Annotated in this window: 25 protein-coding genes and 1 pseudogene; 17 read left to right on the top strand and 9 right to left on the bottom strand. The window is 63.2% G+C overall.

All coding sequences use genetic code 11. The features are described 5' to 3' along the window. From ACTFO6_RS05175 to ACTFO6_RS05245, 15 genes are all read left to right on the top strand, one after another. The gene (locus ACTFO6_RS05175; RefSeq protein WP_439933377.1) at positions 1-1965 is read left to right on the top strand and encodes an FTR1 family protein; all 1965 of its coding nucleotides are present in this window, start codon (positions 1-3) and stop codon (positions 1963-1965) included. Positions 1966-2091: 126 nt separating this feature from the next. Further along, on the top strand, positions 2092-4209 hold the full coding sequence (locus ACTFO6_RS05180; RefSeq protein ID WP_439933378.1) for a TonB-dependent receptor: 2118 nt from the start codon (positions 2092-2094) through the stop codon (positions 4207-4209). Between the two features lie 92 nt (positions 4210-4301). Beyond that, entirely contained in the window at positions 4302-5306 is a 1005-nt protein-coding gene (locus tag ACTFO6_RS05185; RefSeq protein ID WP_439933379.1) for an ABC transporter substrate-binding protein, read from the top strand. A 103-nt stretch (positions 5307-5409) separates the two neighbouring features. Beyond that, complete coding sequence (locus ACTFO6_RS05190) at positions 5410-6378, top strand: FecCD family ABC transporter permease (protein ID WP_439933380.1); 969 nt, start codon at positions 5410-5412, stop codon at positions 6376-6378. Beyond that, positions 6371-7114, top strand: a complete 744-nt coding sequence (locus tag ACTFO6_RS05195) for an ABC transporter ATP-binding protein (RefSeq protein WP_439933381.1) — start codon at positions 6371-6373, stop codon at positions 7112-7114. The genes ACTFO6_RS05190 and ACTFO6_RS05195 overlap by 8 nt, the downstream gene beginning before the upstream one ends. Before the next feature lie 2 nt (positions 7115-7116). Beyond that, a complete protein-coding gene (locus ACTFO6_RS05200) occupies positions 7117-7740 on the top strand; it encodes a hypothetical protein (protein ID WP_439933382.1) in 624 nt (207 codons plus the stop codon). Next, positions 7737-8372 (top strand): hypothetical protein, encoded by a 636-nt coding sequence (locus tag ACTFO6_RS05205; RefSeq protein ID WP_439933383.1) that lies wholly within the window; start codon positions 7737-7739, stop codon positions 8370-8372. Before ACTFO6_RS05200 ends, ACTFO6_RS05205 begins: the two co-directional genes overlap by 4 nt. Before the next feature lie 108 nt (positions 8373-8480). Then, the gene (locus ACTFO6_RS05210) at positions 8481-8795 is read left to right on the top strand and encodes a hypothetical protein (protein ID WP_439933384.1); all 315 of its coding nucleotides are present in this window, start codon (positions 8481-8483) and stop codon (positions 8793-8795) included. A 190-nt stretch (positions 8796-8985) separates the two neighbouring features. Then, positions 8986-9750 carry a TonB-dependent receptor plug domain-containing protein gene (locus ACTFO6_RS05215; protein WP_439933385.1) on the top strand — a complete coding sequence of 255 codons (765 nt, stop codon included), beginning with the start codon at positions 8986-8988 and terminating at the stop codon, positions 9748-9750. Further along, positions 9750-11138, top strand: a complete 1389-nt coding sequence (locus ACTFO6_RS05220) for a TonB-dependent receptor domain-containing protein (RefSeq protein WP_439933413.1) — start codon at positions 9750-9752, stop codon at positions 11136-11138. The genes ACTFO6_RS05215 and ACTFO6_RS05220 overlap by 1 nt, the downstream gene beginning before the upstream one ends. Continuing rightward, on the top strand, positions 11132-12154 hold the full coding sequence (locus ACTFO6_RS05225; RefSeq protein ID WP_439933386.1) for a hypothetical protein: 1023 nt from the start codon (positions 11132-11134) through the stop codon (positions 12152-12154). The genes ACTFO6_RS05220 and ACTFO6_RS05225 overlap by 7 nt, the downstream gene beginning before the upstream one ends. 233 nt (positions 12155-12387) lie before the next feature. After that, positions 12388-12588, top strand: a complete 201-nt coding sequence (locus tag ACTFO6_RS05230; protein ID WP_439933387.1) for a hypothetical protein — start codon at positions 12388-12390, stop codon at positions 12586-12588. A 94-nt stretch (positions 12589-12682) separates the two neighbouring features. Continuing rightward, positions 12683-12955, top strand: coding sequence for a hypothetical protein (locus tag ACTFO6_RS05235; protein ID WP_439933388.1), 273 nt, complete (start codon positions 12683-12685; stop codon positions 12953-12955). Positions 12956-12966: 11 nt separating this feature from the next. Continuing rightward, positions 12967-13374, top strand: a complete 408-nt coding sequence (locus tag ACTFO6_RS05240) for an antibiotic biosynthesis monooxygenase family protein (protein WP_439933389.1) — start codon at positions 12967-12969, stop codon at positions 13372-13374. Positions 13375-13410: 36 nt separating this feature from the next. Further along, a complete protein-coding gene (locus tag ACTFO6_RS05245; RefSeq protein ID WP_439933390.1) occupies positions 13411-13569 on the top strand; it encodes a hypothetical protein in 159 nt (52 codons plus the stop codon). A 63-nt stretch (positions 13570-13632) separates the two neighbouring features. On the opposite strand, the gene ACTFO6_RS05250 is transcribed toward ACTFO6_RS05245, so the two are convergent. Together ACTFO6_RS05250 and ACTFO6_RS05255 are read right to left on the bottom strand one after the other, a co-directional pair. Beyond that, positions 13633-14064 carry a type II toxin-antitoxin system VapC family toxin gene (locus tag ACTFO6_RS05250; protein WP_439933391.1) on the bottom strand — a complete coding sequence of 144 codons (432 nt, stop codon included), beginning with the start codon at positions 14062-14064 and terminating at the stop codon, positions 13633-13635. Continuing rightward, positions 14051-14293, bottom strand: a complete 243-nt coding sequence (locus ACTFO6_RS05255) for a DUF2191 domain-containing protein (RefSeq protein ID WP_439933392.1) — start codon at positions 14291-14293, stop codon at positions 14051-14053. The genes ACTFO6_RS05250 and ACTFO6_RS05255 overlap by 14 nt, the downstream gene beginning before the upstream one ends. A 359-nt stretch (positions 14294-14652) precedes the next feature. On the opposite strand from ACTFO6_RS05255, the gene ACTFO6_RS05260 reads away from it, so the two are divergent. Further along, positions 14653-15072 (top strand): hypothetical protein, encoded by a 420-nt coding sequence (locus ACTFO6_RS05260; RefSeq protein ID WP_439933394.1) that lies wholly within the window; start codon positions 14653-14655, stop codon positions 15070-15072. Between the two features lie 113 nt (positions 15073-15185). Here ACTFO6_RS05260 and ACTFO6_RS05265 read toward each other — a convergent pair. Both ACTFO6_RS05265 and ACTFO6_RS05270 read right to left on the bottom strand, forming a co-directional pair. Then, a pseudogene (locus ACTFO6_RS05265) lies at positions 15186-15473 on the bottom strand (type II toxin-antitoxin system VapC family toxin); the annotation flags it as partial. Then, positions 15427-15897 (bottom strand): CopG family transcriptional regulator, encoded by a 471-nt coding sequence (locus ACTFO6_RS05270; protein ID WP_439933414.1) that lies wholly within the window; start codon positions 15895-15897, stop codon positions 15427-15429. The pseudogene ACTFO6_RS05265 and the gene ACTFO6_RS05270, both read right to left, overlap by 47 nt. Before the next feature lie 181 nt (positions 15898-16078). Here ACTFO6_RS05270 and ACTFO6_RS05275 point away from each other — a divergent pair, with 181 nt between their 5' ends. Beyond that, on the top strand, positions 16079-16885 hold the full coding sequence (locus tag ACTFO6_RS05275) for a TonB-dependent siderophore receptor (RefSeq protein ID WP_439933395.1): 807 nt from the start codon (positions 16079-16081) through the stop codon (positions 16883-16885). A gap of 189 nt (positions 16886-17074) precedes the next feature. Here the strand turns inward: ACTFO6_RS05275 and ACTFO6_RS05280 are convergent, their stop codons facing one another. The 5 genes from ACTFO6_RS05280 to ACTFO6_RS05300 form a co-directional block, all read right to left on the bottom strand. Next, positions 17075-17659, bottom strand: a complete 585-nt coding sequence (locus ACTFO6_RS05280) for a Uma2 family endonuclease (protein ID WP_439933396.1) — start codon at positions 17657-17659, stop codon at positions 17075-17077. Between the two features lie 58 nt (positions 17660-17717). Continuing rightward, positions 17718-18152 carry a NirD/YgiW/YdeI family stress tolerance protein gene (locus ACTFO6_RS05285; RefSeq protein ID WP_439933397.1) on the bottom strand — a complete coding sequence of 145 codons (435 nt, stop codon included), beginning with the start codon at positions 18150-18152 and terminating at the stop codon, positions 17718-17720. A gap of 51 nt (positions 18153-18203) precedes the next feature. Next, positions 18204-18608, bottom strand: a complete 405-nt coding sequence (locus ACTFO6_RS05290; protein WP_439933398.1) for a hypothetical protein — start codon at positions 18606-18608, stop codon at positions 18204-18206. Positions 18609-18728: 120 nt separating this feature from the next. Beyond that, positions 18729-19079: a hypothetical protein gene (locus ACTFO6_RS05295; protein ID WP_439933399.1), complete on the bottom strand. Its 351-nt coding sequence runs from the start codon at positions 19077-19079 to the stop codon at positions 18729-18731. A 63-nt stretch (positions 19080-19142) separates the two neighbouring features. Further along, positions 19143-19466 (bottom strand): integrase core domain-containing protein (locus ACTFO6_RS05300; protein WP_439933400.1); only part of this gene is annotated, 324 nt, incomplete at its 5' end.

A 19466-nucleotide genomic window follows, 5' to 3' on the forward strand; every position in this document is an offset into this window, starting at 1 on the left:
ATGTCCAAAAGGAGCGGATCCGCCCTCGGCTTCTGGCTCGCCGCCGTCTTTGCCGCGGCGCTGATCGCGGCGATGGAGGCGCGCGCGGCCCTGTCCGAAGCGAACCTGCGGGACGCGCAGAGCATCGTGCACATGCTGGACTACGTGAGCGTGGACTACCCGGAATTCGTGCGCGACGGCCAGGTGCTGGACGAAGCCGAGTACCGGGAGCAGCTCGAATTCGCCGGCCAGGTACTGGCGCTGCTCCAGACGCTGCCGCCGCCACCGCAGCAGGCGGACCTCCTGGCGCAGGCGGCGGAACTGAAGCGCCGCATCGAAGGGAAAGCCCCGGGAGAAGAGATCGCCCGGCTCGCCTCGGCGCTGCGCTGGGCGGTGATCGACGCCTACAATCTCGCTGTCACCCCGAAGCGGGCCCCCGACCTCTCCCGCGCCCGAACCCTGTACGCGGAACACTGCGCCGGCTGCCACGGCGCCCAGGGACGCGGCGACGGCCCGGCGGCCCTGGGCATGGACCCGCCGCCCAGCGACTTCCACGACCAGACGCGCATGGCGAGCCGCAGCGTCTACGGCCTCTACAGCACCATCACCCTCGGCGTGGCGGGCACGCCCATGACGAGCTTCCGGCATCTTTCCGAAGAGGACCGCTGGGCCCTCGCCTTTTATGTCGCTGGCATAGGCATCGACCCGGCCCTGGCGGAAAAGGGAGCGGCGCTGTGGAAGGAGGGCGTGGGCCGAGATGTCTTCGCGGGGCTCAAACCCCTGGCGACCCTCACCCGCAAGGAGGTGGCCGAAAAGCACGGCGAGGACGCGGCCGCCGTCATGGCCTGGCTCGCCGCCCACCCCGAGGCCCTCGATCCCGCCGCCGGCTCGCCCATCGCCGAAAGCCGCCGGCTGCTCGCGGAAAGCGTGGACGCCTACCGGCGCGGCGACCGGGCCGAGGCCCAGCGGCTGGCGGTCGCCGCCTATCTCGAGGGCTTCGAGCTCGCCGAGGCGGGTCTTGACACGGTGGCAAGGAATCTGCGGATCGAAGTGGAAGCCGCCATGATGGCCTACCGCGGCCTTCTGCGCTCGGGCGCGACCGTCGCGGAGGTGGAAAGCAAGGCCGCGGCGATCGATGTACTGCTCGCCCGGGCTGAAGAGCTGTTCGGCGGTGAGGCGCTCTCACCCTCGGCGGCCGCGGTGTCCGCCTTCGTCATCCTGCTGCGGGAAGGGCTGGAAGCGATCCTGGTGCTGGCCGCCGTGATCGCCTTCCTGGTGAAGGCCGAGCGGCGCGATCTCCTCAAGTACGTCCACGCCGGCTGGACCGGGGCGCTGCTTCTAGGGCTCGCCACGTGGGTTGTGGCGAGCCACCTGGTCAGCGTGAGCGGCGCCGGCCGGGAGTTGACGGAAGGAATCACTGCGCTCCTTGCCGCGGCGATCCTCATCTACGTGGGCTTCTGGCTGCACGGCAAGTCCCATGCCCAAGCCTGGAAGGCCTTCATCGAACAGCGGCTCAAGGGGGCGCTCTCCCGGGGCACCGTGAGCGCCCTGGTGGCGGTGTCGTTTCTCGCAGTCTACCGGGAAGTATTCGAGACGGTGCTCTTCTACCAGGCGTTGTGGACGCAGACGGGGGACACCGGCGGCGGCTCCATCCTGGTGGGTTTCCTGGGCGGCGCGGCGGCGCTCGTGGTCATTTCCTGGGGCATCTTCCGCTACGGGCTGCGGCTGCCCATTGGCCCCTTTTTCACCGTGAGTTCCGTGCTGGTCGCACTGCTTGCGGTGGTGTTTGTCGGCCAGGGCGTGGCGGCGCTCCAGGAGGCGGGGAGGCTTCCGGCGGACCTGGTGGTTTTCCCCCGGGTGCCGGTGCTCGGCATTTATCCCACGGTGCAGACGCTACTTGCCCAGGCCATCGTGCTTGCCCTCGTAATTGCCGGATTTGCGTGGAATCGCTCATCTGCCGGTCGTACACCTAAAACAACAGCTTAGGCTAAAAAATCCTCAGGAGCAGAGTAAACTTAATTCTTTGATTTTAAATAATATATAGCCAGCCACTCCCGCTTTCCTAGCGTGGATAGCCAGCATTTGGAGATCTCTACTGGGAAAGGGTTAGCGATGTCACGTTACTGGTATACGAAGCAGATCGCTATGCTGGTTGCGGCATTCAGCGCGGCATGGCACAGCTCGATCTTGGCCCAGACTGCACTAGGCGAAGTTGTTGTTTCAGCGACCCGCAGCGAGCGCTTGATCGATCTCAGTCCGAAATCCATAAGTGTAATCGATCGCCGACAGATCGAGTCGCGGCCGATGACGAACCTGCAGTCGTTGCTCGACGACGTGCCCGGCATTTCCTACTCGCGCGCCGGGGGTCTCGGCGGCCAGCTGGTCGTTCGCGGCCTTAACTCGAACGATCCGCGGATGGTGTTGTTTGTCGACGGTGACCGCTTCCGGGGCCGCAATACGCTCGAGTATAGCCTCCTCGATCCAAACGAGATCGAACGCATCGAAGTGATCCGCGGCCCGGCCTCCGCGCTCTATGGCTCGGATGCAATGAACGGCGTGGTGAACGTCATCACGCGACGCGCGGCGGGCGACCCGATGCAGCCCTTCTCCCTCACGCCGCGCCTCTACGCGCTCGGCTATTCCAGCACGAATGCGCTGGGGGCAACCCGGCTCGAGCTGCAAGGTCTGGGCAACGGGATTGATGCACTGATCGGCGCCAACATCCGCTCGGCAGGCAATTACAACACTCCGCTGGGCGAAATCCCGAACAGCGACTTCACTTCGCAGTCGCTGAATGCGCGGATCGGCTACTCGCCGAGCGCCACCCAGCGCTTCGAGATCATCGGCAAGACCGCCAGAGTTGAGTCCGGGCGCGCCGGCGGGATCGGCGGCGCCCCGGGCGAACCGCTCCTCAAGGTGCGGGAAGATCCGATCGAGGAACGTTATCTTCGTCTCGGCTATACGCAAAACAGGATTGCGACGTGGCTGGACGGCCTAGAAGCATCGCTCTATGTCAGGAATTTGTCGACCATAATTCGCACCGAGAGCCGCACCGCGACGAACGGTAGCGTCAGCTTTAGCAACCAGTACGTAATCGGTCCAACGATTTACGGGGGTAAACTGTTGGCCCGTTCGGCGTTTAGCAGCAACGTACTCTCGTACGGCGCTGACTTCTATTATGAGGAACGGCCGGGTTCAGAAAATGATGCGCGCACCGTCAATGCGGCCGGTGTCACGACCTCTATTACTGCACGCGCGAAGCGCAACCGCAACGCCACGCAGACCAATGTCGGCGTCTTTGCCCACAACGACTGGGATCCGTCGCCACGTTGGACCGCGTCGCTCGGCGCGCGCTACGACCTCGTCCGCACCAAAGTTGAAGGCACTCCAGCGGTCGGCGAAAGTGCGGTGCTTTCCAATGCTTTCGCCCAGAACCGGTCCGTGCAAGACAGCGCCGTCACCGGAAGCGCTGGGCTCATTTTCCGGCCCATCAATGCGTTGCATTTTATAGGTAACGTGAGCACCGCGTTTCGGGTGCCCGCCACGTTTGAAAAATTCTTCGGAGGGGTGGCGGGCGCGGTGACTACCCTTCCGAACCCGGGGCTAAAGCCGGAATCGAGTATGAACTATGAAATCGGCGCGCGGATTAGGCTGCAGGGTCTGAGCGTAAATCTGACCGCGTTTCGCAGCGACTACAAGGATCTGCTGCAGACCGTGGTGCTCAACGCCACCACCCGCCAGCGCCAAAACACGGGCGAAGCGACAATCGAGGGCTTCGAACTTGACGGCGCTTATGCCATGACGAAGGAGCTGGCGTTGCGCTTCAATGCTGCGAATGTGCGCGGCACCAACACACGAACCAATACCCCGCTTGCCTACATCCCGCCGCTGAATGGGTTGGTGTCATTGCGCTATGCACTGCCGAACAACGCCTATTGGATCGAGGCGACAGCGCGTTGGTCAGTGAACAAGACCCGCATCGATCCCTCGCAGGAACGGCCTACCGGAGGATACGGCGTGCTCAGCATTTATGCCGGTGTGGACCTCGGCCGTTTTGATTCGCTGCTGAAGGACTATCGACTCACGCTCGGAATCGAGAATCTCGCCAATAAGACCTACGTCAACCCGGTGACGCAGGCGAACGTCGCATTTCCCGCTAGCATTACCAACCCGCTGGTCGAGCCTGGCCGGTCGGTCACAATCAACCTCGTTTCGTCCATTGGGCGATGATCACTCAACACTACCCATACCAGCTTTCGCGACCACGGCTTTGGCTCGCGATCGCGGTCGCGCTTGTCTCGTGCGCTGCGAGCGCTCAGAAAGTGACGGTCGTCGACCAGCGCGACAAGACGCTGTCGCTCGCCGCCCCGCCGCAGCGGCTTGCGTTTATTCCGATGCCCGCGCCCTCCATATTCATGGCCATCGACGGGTCGAGTGCGCGTATTGTCGGGATGAACCCGGGGTCGATGTCTGCGATCCGCGGTGGGATCCTGCAAACCATGTTCCCCGGGGTGCTCGCGATCTCCACCGACATTGTCAAGGGCGGACAGTTCACGCCGAATATCGAGACGCTGCTCTCCCTTAAGCCCGATGTGGTGTTCCAGTGGGCCGACCAGCCGCAGGACGTGATTGCTGCGATCGAGCGTGCCGGCCTGCCGGTATTCGGGATGCGCTACGGGACGCAGGAACATCTCGAAAACCTGCTCGCGGCGATGGGAAAGCTCGCCGGCAAGGAAAAGAAGGCCGCTGAGCTTATCGCCTGGCATCGCAGCGTGCGCGCGAAGCTTGAGGCCATGACCGCTGCCACACCGGCGGCGCGGCGTCCGAAGGTGCTCTATTTTCAGCGTTTCGAGACCGGACTCAGGCCGGCCGGCACCGGATCATACAACGATTTCTACGTGCGCCTCGTGGGCGGGGCGAACGCAGCACAAGGCATCAGTGGCGCCAGCGCCGACGTCACCTTCGAACAGGTGCTTGCGTGGGATCCCGATGTCATTTTACTTGGCGGCTTCGACGGTGTGCTGCCCGCCACGCTCTACGCCGACACAAAATGGCGCGCGCTCAAGGCGGTGCGCGACAAACGCGTCTATAAAGTGCCGGTCGGCGGCTACCGTTGGGATCCTCCCAGCCACGAGTCGCCGCTGATGTGGCTGTGGCTCTACGGGCTGCTACACCCGGAGGACACGAGCATCGATCTGCGGCGCGAAGTACGAAAACTTTTCCGGTTTCTCTACAGTCACGAACTCACCGATGCCGAGCTCGACCGGCTTCTTTTGATGGAGGACAACATTGACTCTGCCCACTACTCTCGCTACGCCAAGCGTTGAGGCGCTGCCGGAGCCCGCGGGCGCAGCGCGCCGCGGTGTCCAGTCCGGGAAGGCAGCAGTAAGGTGGGCACTGCTTTGGGCGGCGCTCGCATTGGTTTTGGTTTTGATCCTGCTGCTTTCGCTCGCCGTAGGAAGGTTCGCCGTACCGATGGAGCAGACAGTCGCTATTCTGCTGCGTAGATTTATCGACACTGGCGTCGCCTGGACCCCGGCACAGCAGACGGTAATCGAGATCGTCCGGGTCCCGCGCGTGCTGATGGCTGCCTGCGCTGGAGCCGGCCTCGCACTGTGCGGCGCTGCGTTGCAAGGCGTGTTTCGCAATCCACTGGTCGGGCCACAGATCATCGGTGTTTCATCCGGCGCTGGTTTTGGCGGAGCGCTCGCTATTCTGCTTGGCACAAGCGTGGTCGGACAGGTAATAAGCGCGTTTACATGGAGCATTGTCGCGCTTCTGGCTGTCATGCTGATAAGCCGAGTAAAAAGTCGCTCCTCAGTGCTCATGCTTGTGCTCGCTGGCGTGATAACAAGCGCGTTGCTTAGTGCACTCACGAGTCTTCTCGTGTTTGTTGCTGATCCAGAGCAAAAGCTTCCCGGTATTGTGTTCTGGCTCCTGGGCAGTTTTGCGACCGCCGATTATGCCAAGCTTGGGATTATTGTGTTCACCACTGGCCTGGGCGCAGTCGCGCTACTCATTCTTTCCTGGCGCATAAACCTGCTCTCGCTGGGAGACGAAGATGCCGCGGCGCTCGGCGTCAAAGTTCAGCCTATGCGCTGGGCAATTCTCATCGCCACCTGCGTCATCATCGCCGGTCAGGTATCGGTAAGTGGCGTGATCGGCTGGGTAGGGCTCGTTATTCCGCACATCGCCCGGATGCTGGTCGGAGCGGATCATCGACGGCTGCTCCCTGCGTCGTTGCTGATTGGGGCTATGTATATGGTTATCGTCGATGATTTAGCTCGCTCCCTTACCCCGGCAGAAATTCCACTCGGCATTTTGACTGTACTCGTCGGCGCACCGATTTTTGCCGCGTTGCTGCGCTCGCTTCAGCACAAAGGGTGGAACTATGATTGAGGTGTCAAACGCAGGTTACTGGTACATACCCGACCGCTGGGTGTTCCGCAATTTAACACTGCAAGCAGGTCGTGGCGAGGTGTTGAGTATCCTCGGACCGAACGGGCGTGGTAAAACTACGTTGCTCAAGTCGCTGATCGGCCTGATCGGTTTGCGCGAAGGTACCATAAAGCTTGGCGGCGCGACCGCGTTTGTGCCGCAGGTCTTTTACGCTGGGTTTCAATACTCGGTGCTGGAAATGGTGGTGATGGGGCGAGTCCGCCATCTGAAACTACTTTCTCAACCTTCACGGAAAGACTATGCAATTGCGGAAGAGGCGCTCGACCGGGTAGGACTTTCCGCCTTCGCCGGCCGGCCTTTTAATGCGTTGTCCGGAGGCGAGCGGCAACTCGTGTTGATCGCGCGGGCGCTCGCTTCGCGCTGCGAGATCCTGGTGCTCGACGAGCCCGCTTCGTCGCTTGATTTGCGAAATCAAGCCACTGTGCTGCGCCTGCTGGAGGAGCTCGCTGGCCGGCACGGTATTACGGTGGTTTACACCACGCATCATCCGCAACATGCACTAGCCGGAAACAGCCGGGTGCTGCTGATGCTCGCGGCAGATCATTACCTTACGGGGACAGCGAACGACGTGCTAAACGAGACCAATCTTGAAGCCCTCTACGGCGTTCCGGTGAAGCGCGTCCGGATCGGCGACGCTGAGCATGGCTACGCCGGACTCGTTCCGATCTATTCATAATTATGCGCCAGCCGATCGCACTCATTACGTATGAACAGTACCCGCCGCCCGCGCTGATCTCGCGCCGAGATCTCGCGGTGCCCGTCGTGGGAATCGACATCTATGCGTTACGGGCAACCGAGCTTTCCGGTTTTTGCGGCCTGCTGATTGGGACCGGCTGCGACCAGCGGGAGCTGGCTGAGCAGCAGGATAAGCTGCAGGCGTTTCTTGCTGCGGGTAAAACAATCGTCTTTTGCGGCCACGTCGCCTACCCTTTCTTGCCCGGCTTGAGCGAATTCGTGCCGCTCGCCGACTTTCGCGTCAAAGACCTGTATGTGGAAAAACTGATGAGGCATCCCGTGTTCGATGGCATCGAACCGGATGACCTTACCTTCCGCAAGGGCGTGGCCGGATTTTACGGACGCGGGCACAACCCGCCACCGCGCGGCGCGAAAGTGTTGAACGCGCTCGGTCCCAGGCGCATGCCGGTCGACTGGCTACTCGAATACTGCGGCGGCGGATGCTTGCTGGTGCACGCCGGCAATGATCTGTGGGGGTATGGCGAAGGCGATCGCAGCGCCGCACGGCTACCGCAGCAGCTTGTGCAATGGATCGCCGCGCGCCTCAATCAGGAAGGCAAGGCATGACCAGACTCGCGGCGCTGGATGGCGGCACCTACTTTCACAAGCGTGCGCTGCATGGCGAGCGCTTCGGACGCCACTTTGACGCCTTGATCGACATCCGCGAGCTGGTGACAACCGATCTCGCGACTTACGACGTGCTGATCGTCACCGACCGCACGCATCCAGGAAAGCTGCGCGAAGCACGAGCAAAATTACATAGTTTTCTCGCGAAGGGGGGCATGCTCGTGGTAATGGGCGAGACCCAGCCCCACACCTGGTTGCCTTATGTGAAATGGCACTATCGTCCGACCAATTTCTGGTGGTGGCGCGAACCCGGTGCCGACCTTGGCCTTGTCGCCAGCGCGCCGGCGCACCACTTTTTCCGCTACGTCACGCTTGCTGACGCAACCTGGCACTACCACGGCGTGTTGGAGGTACCCGCAGGTGCGACACCGTTGATCGAGCTCAAGAACCACACAGGGTGTCTGCTTTACGAAGACCGAGTGTCCACAAATGGAACACTGATTGTCACTACGCTTGATCCGTTCTACCACTATGGGTCTTATTTCATGCCCGTGACAGAGCGTTTCCTGGAAGGATTTTTAGCGTGGATCAAGACCGGCGTGGACAGCCGAAGTATGAAGTTCGAGGTTTGACACAATCGAAGATTCGTGAACCCAAAGTTGCAATTATAAGCCCTCAAGACATTATCGAGATCGAGTTCGACAGTCTTGTTAAGCACCATGGCAAGAGCTTTATCAGCAGTGCTAGTTGCCATCTCCTGGACCGTCTTCCACTACGGCGTGCGGCTTCCCATCGGCCCCTTTTTCACCGTGAGTTCCGTGCTGGTCGCACTGCTTGCGGTGGTGTTTGTCGGCCAGGGCGTGGCGGCGCTCCAGGAGGCGGGGAGGCTTCCGGCGGACCTGGTGGTTTTCCCCCGGGTGCCGGTGCTCGGCATTTATCCCACGGTGCAGACCCTTACCGCCCAGGCGGCGGCCCTCGCGCTGGTGATCACGGGTTTCGTCTGGATGCAGCGCGCCGCCCGCAAGCATCAGGACAAGATGCCGGCAGAGGGATGAACGAGGAGCGTCCGCCGCGCCGCGATGATTTTTTGATTGCATGGACGGGAGCGCACGGGTATTAGTCCCGTGGCGCTCCACTTGGGGGGCAGCCAGCCCGCCGGCCGGAAGCCGGCCAGCCAGCCAGTCCGCTTTTTCGAGAAGAGAGGGGGCTTGGATGCGACTGAAAAGAACGGCATCGGTTGGCTGCATGGTGATGTTGTGGGGAACGCTTCTCGATGCGGGGGCCGAGGTTGCCTGGGAAGCACGGCTCGGGGAAATTCAGGTCGTCGGTACATTGGATCCCGTGGACGAGCGGCGCCGGGCACCCACCGCGAAACTGGTGTACGGGCGCGAGGACATCGAAAAGTTCGACGACGCTACCGTCGGAGACGTACTCCGGCGGTTGCCTGGCATCACTTATTCCGGGCCCCCGGGGGTGACCAAGGACATCCGGGTGCGTGGGTTAGACAAGGGGTTCACCCAGATCCTGATCGATGGCGAGCCTATCGTGGGCGGTGCCAAGGAGCGGCAGATACAAGTGGATCGCCTGCCGGCGGACATGATCGAACGCATCGAGTTGATTCACAACCCTACCGCCGACGTCAGCGCCGACGGGATCGGGGGCACGGTCAACATCGTACTTCGCAAAGCGCCAGTGCAGCGCGTCGCTCGCGCGCGCGTCGGTGCCGGCCGTACCGGTTCCGAGGAGGTGGGCGAAGCGAGCCTGCAGTACGGCGATCGGCAAGGCAGGTTCAGTTACCTGCTGAACGCGGGCGTAGTCGATCGGGCCGAGCGGCTCACGGATACCAAGGTGGGGTTTCTCGCCAGCGGGGCGGTCAAGGACAGCCTCGTTGAATCGAAACCCGCCGACGTGAAGGAGCTTACGCTGGCGCCGCGGAGGAGCTTACGCTGGCGCCGCGGCTGCGTTGGGACCCGGACGGCAGGCAGTCTTTCACCCTGGACCCCTTCCTGATCGCTGGCCAAGAAGATAAGCGCAATGACGTGTTCAAGTTCAATTCGACCGGCGCGCCCAGCGGCAGCCAGGAGAAGACGGAGGACAAAGACCGGGTGATCGCCCGGCTGAGGGGGGAATGGACGCGACCTTTGGTAGGCGACCGGCAGCTCAGCCTGCGACTGACGGCAGAGCAAGGCCGGGAGGAAAAGAACACCGGAACCCGGGATTTCAACGCGTCGGGTGCCCTCACCAAGACCACCCTGCAGCAGGATGAGCAGGACGAGCGGGAATTTGCGGGACGCGTCCGCTTGAGCGGCGTGGCTTTCGAACGTCACTTTTGGAGCGTCGGCCTCGAGGGCGTGCTCAAGGATTGGGAAACCGACAAGACCACCATTGAAAACGGCGTCTTCAAATCCCCAACGGCCGCCGATCGCTTCCGAGTCGAGGAGCGGCGCGTCGCGGCCTTCGTCCAGGACGAATGGCGCATGGGCCGCTCCAGCGTATTGACCCCCGGGCTGCGGCTGGAGCGCATCCGCCGGGAAAGCGAAGACGGTTCCGGAGTAGAACGCACCGGCACGACGGGCGTCCTCAATCCATCCCTGCATCTCCTCCATCGCTGGGACCCGGCTACCAACTTGCGGGCCAGTGTGGCGCGGACTTTGCGCCTGCCCAAGCTGGACGACCTCGCGCCGGGCGTCGACCTCAAGGGCGGTACTTTGACCAATCCCGATAAAGGGGGGAATCCGGACCTGCGCCCCGAGCGGGCGTGGGGCCTGGAGCTCGGGATCGAGCGCTTTTTCCGCCGGGAAGGGGTCGTCGGGCTCAATGTCTTCTACCGGGACGTGCAGGACCTGATCGAGCGGCAGGTGGTGAGCGAAGGCGGGCGGTTCGTAAGCCGCCCCTTCAACGTGGGGGATGCCCGGATCTGGGGCGCCGAAGTCGACCTCAAGGCGCGAATGGACGGAATCGGGCTGACTGGCCTTGCGCTTACCTTCAACTACGCCCGGCTCTTCTCCGAAGTGACGACACCGGGAGTAAAAGAGAAACGGCGGATCAAAGATCAGCCGTCATACGTGTTCAATGTGGGCCTCGATTATGAAATTAAGCCTTACGGACTCACGATCGGTGCCATCTACAACTATTTGCCTGCTATGACTAATAGCGAAATTACCGGGGATGGCAACACCAAGCTGAAATTCGAAAGCGCCAAAAAGCTGCTGGACGTGTACGCAGTCCAACCGCTTGGGCGCCATTTCAAGGTGCGGCTCGCGGTGCGCAACGTGCTCAAGGACGACAAATTCCGCGACGAGACCACCTTCAAGCCGGATGGCAGCTTCAGCGCCCGGGAAACGCGGCTGGAAGAGTCTTCCCGCACCTGGTTCGTATCGCTGGAGGGCAGATGGTAGTGCACCCGGGCAAAATGGCCGATCGCGAAAACCAGCTCTTTAGTGCTTCTTCCGGGAAAGTGATGGCGCCAGGCCGATCTCGATCCCCGGTGGATGCCTGGCGTCCCCTCCTCAGGGAAATGCTGGGCATTCTTTTGCGCCATCCCTGGCTGTTGCTCGCCGCCATCCTGCCCAACATCATCACGCCAGCTATCGAGCCGGTGCAAGCGTGGCTGGTCAAGGAGGTGTTACAGGAGATCACCAAGGGTGAGCATGTTTTCAGAATCCAAGAACTGCTCGCCTATACGCCGTTGGCGATCGGCATTTTTTTCGGGCTCGGGGTGCTGCGCTTAGCCGAGAAACTGACTAACCGGATGCTGGACGACCGGCTGTTCATCGAGCTGCAACGGGTGTGGTTCGAGCGCCGGGGCAGTGGGTGCGTCGGCGAGCAAGTCGCCCGCTCGATCAACGATTGCGAAAACGCCCGCAAGATCTTCGACCTTTTCCAGAAAGAGCTCTGGACGATCCTGATCGGCTTGCCGGCAGTGATCCTCTGGCAACTGTCTCTCTCTCCGGAGCTGCTGCCCGCTTTGCTCGTGGCGAGCCTGCTGCCTTTTCTTGTGGCGCTGCTCTTCGGCGGCCTGATCCAGCGCTACAGCCACAACGTCCTGCGGCTCGTCGCCAGCGTCGGCTCGGCGGTCGCCCAAGGAAACCGGGAAGAACTTTACCAGCGACAAGAGCGCTTTTACATCAATCGCATCAAGTTCGAATTCTGGAAACAGAGCAGCGAGGCGACGGCTGATTTCGCCTATTGGGCGAGCTTGGCCCTGGTGCTCGTGCTAACCGCGACCGGCATCTGGCCGTTGGTGCCGCAGGAAATCACTGCTGCCCAGATCGGCGTGTTCCTGGTCAACCTCAAACTTATTAACAAGCCTCTGTCTCAAATTACTAAGGTTTATAACAAGGTGCGGGAGGGGTGGCCCGCCGTGCGTCGCACCCTCCGTCCTCACGACACGGAGCATCAGAGTGCAGCGTGAGAAGAGCTGCTGTACCTGTCACGGGATCGGCCAGGAGGAATTTCGCCTCGCTTGCCGGCACGGCGCCCGCAGCGTCAAGGCTTGTTTCAAGCTGCTCGGTCGCTTGCCCAAGTGCGGCAACTGTATTCCGCTGCTCAAGCGGATATTGAGGGAACAGGCATACCCGCCGGATTCGGTTCGGGACGGCCTGGATGTTAAACAAGAGCATCATCTACTTATGGAGAGCGTGAGCGATGAACTTCAAGGTAAAGCTAGCCCACTTGCTGGACAACGGGGATAAAGTCGAGATGGAAGCCTGGGTCGATGCGGCGAGCCATGACGAAGCCTATAACGCAGCCCGGGCTCGTTTTGGCAAGGCCGTGGCACAACTCGCATCGGCCACGGAAATCGAGATCGATAAAAGCAAGATCGAAATGGGCGCGGAGAAACACTAAGGGAACTCCCGCAACCACAGCCAGCCTGTCGGCGGTCATGCCGATCAGCCAGCCAAAGATGCCATCGAAAACCTGGAATCATGAGGCCTCGTATATGACCGCCGACCCTAATAATCCCGACTATCCCACGCTGCCGGCCCTCGTGGCCGCGACCTTGTATCTCATGACCAAGCAGGCCGAGCGGGGTTGCCCCGTTCAGGCCGAGCTGGTCATTCGCCACCTGCAATTCATAGAAACCCATCCGGATGCCCATGCCGCTCCGATGTTGCGGGACGTCTGCCGCCGCCTGATCGCCCGGTGGTACGACCTGCTGTACCGGATGCAGAAGGGCGAGAGCCCGCGCGAGCAAAAGCGTTCGATCCATTGAGGGAGGTGGCCATGATCGTCGTGAGCGAACAGTTTTTCGTGGCGCCGGAATGCCGCGGAGCGTTCGACGCCTGGTGCGAGCGGCTCCTCGGCCTGATGGCGGCGCGGCCGGGCTGCTGCCATGCCGTCCTCTCCCGCCCGGCGCAAGGGATGCCTTCCCACGTGCTCTATAGCGTCTGGGAATCGACTGAGCAGTTCCGGGAATGGACCCGGTCCGATGCTTTCGTTCTGGCTGCCTCCGGGGCGCTTCCCGGAAGGCCTGCGGTCTTCGTCGCCCCGAAGCGCGTGGCGGTGGAACTGATCGATCCCTGCCCCGCAGGGGCGGACGCGCCAGAGGGCATTCTCACCGCATGGGTCGAGGGTTGGGCGGCTTCCCGGTCGGACGACTCCATTAGGGCTCGCCCGCGCGTCGCTCGCTAAAAAGGATCAAGGCCGCGCCCCTCGAAGACGCCGCCCATGGATGACCGGCCCAAGGCCCAGCTCGCGAGCGCCTATGCCGAGTGGCGGGGGGAGCTTTTCCGTTTGCTGCCGGGGCGGGTGGGGTGCGAGGCCGAGGCGGCCGATCTGACCCGTGAAGCGTTCGTCCATTGCGGTTTCGTTGTGGACGACCCGTAACACCCGGTCCCTCTCCTCGGGAATTCGACCCAAGTTGTCCCACCGGGCGGCTCCGATCCGTGCTTAGACGAGGGGATTATGCACGCGCAGCGCCGGATAACGCGAAAAATCCCGGTCCGCTGACCACAGCTCCCGGACACCGTGGTACAGACAGATCGCCGCGATCCGAGCGTCGTGTATGGCTCCGCCTTTGACCTGCGCCGCCAGCGCGAGCGTCTCGAGACGCGGCAGGTAATCGTCGCCTTCGGCGAGCCAGATGATCTGGGGCTGCTCGGCGAGCGTACGCAGCTGCGCGAGCGCCACGTCGAGCGGGGTCGGCGTCTTGAAGATGCGGGGATTCGTCACGATGGCGATGAACTCGTGGGCGCAGGGCCAGGGGATCGCCCAGGCAGTGGCTTCGGCCATTAGCGACTCGATCAGCGCCCGGGCCGCAACGTGAAATGGCGCATCCGTGCGGTGGGCGTAGACGAGAAGGTTGGTGTCAACCGCGACCACGGTAGATTTCGTCGCGTATCCGCTCCCAGCCCATATCGCGGAATTCCGCCGTCAGCCCATCGCCCTTGAACGGCTTGAGCCCGGGCGTTTTCGCCGGCTTACGCTCGCGTGCGCGCAACGCAAGGCGCAGGCCGTCTTCGATCAGCGCTTTTAACGTCGTGCCCTCGCGGCGCGCGACTTTGCGGCAGCGGTCGAGCAGCGCGTCGGGGAGCTCGATGGTAGTTTTCATATGGATGACCCATATTATCGATATGTTTGATATGGTACACCGTGCATCGGCTCGATGCAAACGGCGGGAGTTTGACCTAGGGGCCGGGAAACCGCGCACCGCGCGCCGTTTCACCCGAACGCTTCCGCGCGGCACATGACACGCCGCGGCGCGCTGGAGCGCCTCGATCACCCGTCCGCCGGCGCGCGTTGACAACGCGGTCCGATTGTCTCGATACTGCAAGCTATTCTCATTCAGCCGGCCATGCCCCGTCCTGGGGCAAGCCAGCCACCGCGGGTTCTCGATAGGGGACGGTTTCGTTTTTTCTGAATTCGAAGTGACCCGGGATCAAGAGCGGCCGTTCGTCGTGGACAGCGGTTTTGTCCGCGTCCCGCTCGCTTCCACGTCCCGTAACCCGATGCTTCACGCCGTGCTGCGTTTATTACGACGAGCTGGTCGGGACGCTCACCCGGCGCCTGGGCGACCGGTTCGAGGCCGAGGACGTGGCACAGGAAACGGTGGTGCGCCTGCTGGAGGCGGAGGGCGCCGCCCCGGGAGGCACGCAGGCAGTGCCGCTCACGGCAGGCCTCGGCACCCGGATCGACGCCCAGGGCCGCATCGAGGCGCCGCGTCCCATGGACTTCGCCGCCGCGACTGCCTGGCGCGAGGGCCGGCTCGCGTTCGATGGGGCGACGCTGGCCGAAGTGGTTCGCGAGCTGGCGCGCTACTCCGCGCACCCGGCCACCGGTTGGCCGATGAGGAGGTGGGCAAGCTGCGGCTCTCCGGCAGCTTCAGCGTGAACGATCCGCAAGCGCTGGTCGGGGCGCTGCCCCGCATCCTGCCCGTGCGGGTTCGAAGCCTTCCAGACGGTAGCGCGGAGATCCGCCGGCGCTAAGGCCGCCCCCTCGCGCGGCTAGCCTACCAGCCTGAATCCGACCGCGGCGAAATGATGATCGAACGCAAAAGCAAGCCGGATCCGCGCGCGCCCCATAATGACAAAACTGGTCGCATCGACGGCGGAAAGCTTGCCCCGATCGGGACGCCGGAAGTATTCCCAAGCCTGCTCCAGATCTCGCAGTTCGCAGGGAAGAATTCTGACCGTACCCGGCCGGTAGATTGACTCCTTCCAGGCAAGCGCGACATCGCGATTGGCATTACGTTCCAGGAAGCTGAAGGTTTCGATCACGACTGGAACGGAAGTGTGGAGCTTCGTCCCCGCGCCCTGAAGGCCTTCCTACTGCTCCCGAGCCTGGGTGTGCAGCGGATCGCGAGACAGGGCGAGGGCGATCCAGGCTCCGCTGTCGACGAATGCGGCCTCGCCGTGCCGTATCACGGCTGGTCGTGCACGCTGTCGTGGTCGGCGGAAACGCGTTTGGGTTTGCCGTCCCAGAGGGCGAGCGGGCCTTCCCCCCGGGCTTCAACACGGTCTTGCGGATTGCCTCGCGGACCAGGTCCGCGACGCTGCGCCCGGAGCGCCGTGCCGCCTCGCGCAATGCGGCGAGCTCCTTTTTGCGCAGATATATTTGTGTTTTTTCCATGTAGGTCAGTCTAGCCGTCCCATTGACATACATCAAATCCTCCGGCCTTCTCCGAAGCCTTCGCCGTCCCTGGGCCCCAGCCGCCATCGGCTCGCCGTGGGCTACGAGCGCTATGCCAGCGACGGGGATATTCTGCGCAAGCTGATCGGTACCTTCGGCACTGGACCGGCGTTCGACCAACAATTCGGCGCGCTGCTGCCGGCGCCGTTCGCTTCACCCCGCCGGTTTCTCAGCGAGGAAAGAGAGCAAGGGGTCTACTTCATCGACCATGGTGGATATCGGCGAGCGCTGGCATCTGCTGGGCGGCCTGCGTTACAGGAGCTACGAATTCGTCAACACCGGCAATACCCTAGCTGGCGACTCGGGGCTGTCCCCGTCGCTGGGCGCCGTTTACGACCTCACGCCGCAGCTTTCCGTCTATGCCGGTTGGTCGCGCTCCTTCGAAGGCGCCTTCGGTCAGGACGCCCATGGCCGTGGCTTCGATCCCCAGAAAGGCGAGCAGTTCGAGCTCGGCGTGAAGGGCGACGCCTTCTGGAAGCGGCTGTTCTACACCATGGCGCTCTTCGACCTGACCCAGACCAACGTCATCGCCGCGGATCCGAACAACCCGAGTTTCTCGGCGCCCCCAGGCGAGGTGAACGTGCGCGGCGTGGAGCTGGACGTCTCGGCGCAGGTGACGAAACGGCTGAGCCTGATCGGCGCGTTTACGTATCATGACTCCGAGATCAAGGAGAACAACGACGGCTTCGAGGGCCAGCGGCTCGCCAACACGCCCGAGCTCGCCGCCACGCTGCGGCTCTCCTATTTCGCGACGACCGACCTGCGCCTCGGCGGAAGCTTCATCTACGTCGGCGAACGCCAGGGCGCCAATTTCGGGATTCCCTTCCAGGTGGACGGCTATACCCGGTTGGACTTGGACGCGAGCTGGCGCGTGCCCCAAGTCCCGGGCCTGACCCTGTTCGCGAGTGTGGAAAACGTGCTCGACGAGGACTACATGCTCGGCTCCCGCTCGCCCACCCAGATCCAGCTCGGCCGGCCCCACACGTTCACCCTGCGGGCGCGCTATGCGTTCTGAAGGCGCGGGATACGTGCGGAGGGAGCGTCCGGTCCATGCTGACAAGAAAAAAAGTGTAAGGAGAAGCCCGGTGGGGCGTCATGGACGAGCCGGGAGGAAAATTCTTGTCTGCAGGGTGGAGGAGGCCTTTCGGGGACGAGTCGCCGGTGTAGCCGCCCTCGGTCCGTGCCCAAAAAAGGCGGGGGTGGTTTACCTGGAGGCGTGTGGCAGCACGCCGGTCAGGTCCACGGTGGTCCCGGGCAGCGCCGCGATGGGGGTGAGACCCGGGCGCTCGGTCGCCGAGATATGGGCGTAGGTCTCTCCGGCGGGGGAACGGAAGAAGTGGGTCAGCGCATTCTCCAGATCGACGATCCACACTTCGGGGACGTCGTGGCGCGCGTAGAGCGGCACTTTCACCTGGCGGTCGTAGCGCAGGGTAACGTCGCTCACCTCGACCACCAGCAGCGTGTCGGAAGCCGTCGGATGGCGGCTGGTGTAGAAATCCCGGCGCGGCTTGAGGAGAACGAGGTCGGGTTGGGGTTCAGAGTGCTCGTCAAGGCGCAGTGGGGACTGAGAATAAACGATGGCCCGGTCGCCGACCGCCGCAGTCAGCAGATGGATAAGCCTGGCAATGGTACCGGCGTGCCGGCTGCCGATAGGCGCCATGTCAATGATCTCTCCTTCGATCAGCTCCACCCGGGCCTCGGGCGCCAGCAGGCCCACTTCGCCCATGCGGTGGTATTCGTCCACGGTGAGCCGGTGCCGCGGAAGCCAGTTCTCGCTCTGGATGCTCATAAAATCCCTTCCCGCCGGGGACCTCCCTTTTCCGATGCGTCCATTGTAGCGGCAAGACTTACCGCTTCAATACAGCCGCCAGCGGAAGGCCGCCGGCCCACGGCGCCGGGCCCACATCCCGGACCCGGATCATTTCGCCTGCGGGCGTTTGCAGCCGGTGCACGTCGATCTCGGGCTCCAACGCCCGGCGCGCGTGGGGCGGGCCCAGGCTGACGCGGCCCACCACCGTGACTTCGGCGCCGGCGGGCAGGGAGACCGTATGCCACCAGGGCGGCCCCGCGTCCAGCACGAGGTGGCCTGTCCCGTCGTCGAAGCGGAACTCATTGTCCCGCAGCCGTTCCACGACCCGGCCCCTGAGCTCGACGAGCTGGCCCGGCGTGGGACTGGCATGGATGTCGGCCGCGGTGGTGGGGAAGGGGCCCTGGGCCAGAGCAGCGCCAGTGCCCGCCAGGCAGGCGACTAGGGGCTCGATGAAGTAGCGGATTTTCTTCATGGTTGCCATCCTTCTGCGCTGAAAACTTGCCCGCCAAGCCCGGTGGCATTCCTACCACCACCAGTAGTACGGCCAGAACCGGTAGCGGTAGGCGGGGTGAGGCCAGTAGGGGCTGGGCCAGGCGTACCACCCGTAGAAATCCCGCGCCCGGCGGTATTCCTCGTAACGCTCGGCCTCGATGTAGGTCTGCTGCATGTAGTCGATGACCGCATCCGGCACGCCCTGCTCCCTGAGCTTCGCCAGCTCGCTGGCCGGCAGCCGGTAGACCGCCCGGGATTCCTTCATGCGGGCGATGATCTCGTCGGCGGAGCGGCCGTCCTCGGCCATCTGCACGATCTCCGCCGTCGTGGGCGGCGGGGGAAGGGGCTTGCCCAGGGTCGCGCAACCGGAGAGGGCGAGGAGGGCAAGGCCCACCGCGCCCACGGCCAACCACCGAACCGGATCGCGGAGGATCATGGGGATCTCCGATAGCGTTACCGGTTGGACGCTCCCCGAGCGCCAATGTTTCTCCGCCCTGAGGGGCAGGGGCGGGACAACGGCGTCAGGGTGGCTCGGCCCGCGCCTTTCGGCCGTTCCTCAGGGACGGCCCCGACCCACGCCCGCGGGCGGCCCGCCGGCGAAGGGCGGTCGGCTGGGAACGGCGCCAAAGGGAGGGCCGCCCCCCATGTCTCGACTCCGGTCCAAGGCTTCCAGCGCTTCCCGTCGGCCGATTCCGCTGGCTTCGCGGCTGCGGCGAATGGCGGGCTTGGCGTCTTCGGGCACCTGGTCCTCCACGCCCCGGAGCACTTCCGGCGCCACGGCCGTGCCTTGCCGCACGTTTTCCCGAGCGGTGTCGAGGCCGGGCGGCTCAGCCCAAGCGAAGCCGTCGGCCAGGAGCAGAACGGCCGCCGCCGCGGAAGAGGAAAGAAAGGTCCTCGCCTTCATCATAGTGACCTCCGTTGCGGCTATCCCCGACTGAGGGAACACTTTGTAGTGTAATGCAAGTTATTCTCATTTGCCAGGCTGTGTATGAGTCCACCACCTTTGGCACTCGGGTTGGTGTTGGAGGAGGAATGATAGAGGAGTGCGCTGGCCGAGGCGATGGTGGGGGCGCTGGGTGTTGTAGAAGAGGAGCCAGTCGGCCAGTTTCTGGTTGAAGCGTGCGAGGTCGGTGAACAGCAGGTCTTCGTGGTAGTCGACGAAGGATTCCTGGATGGTGCGGTTGAAGCGTTCGACGTGGGCGTTCATTTTGGGAGTCTTGGGGTAGGTGTACCAGCGTTCGATGCCGTGGGCTTCGAGGGTTTTGGCAAAGCTCGATTCGAACTCACTTCCGTT

It is taken from the genome of Pelomicrobium sp. G1 (assembly GCF_051905455.1).
Lineage (GTDB): Bacteria > Pseudomonadota > Gammaproteobacteria > Burkholderiales > UBA6910 > Pelomicrobium.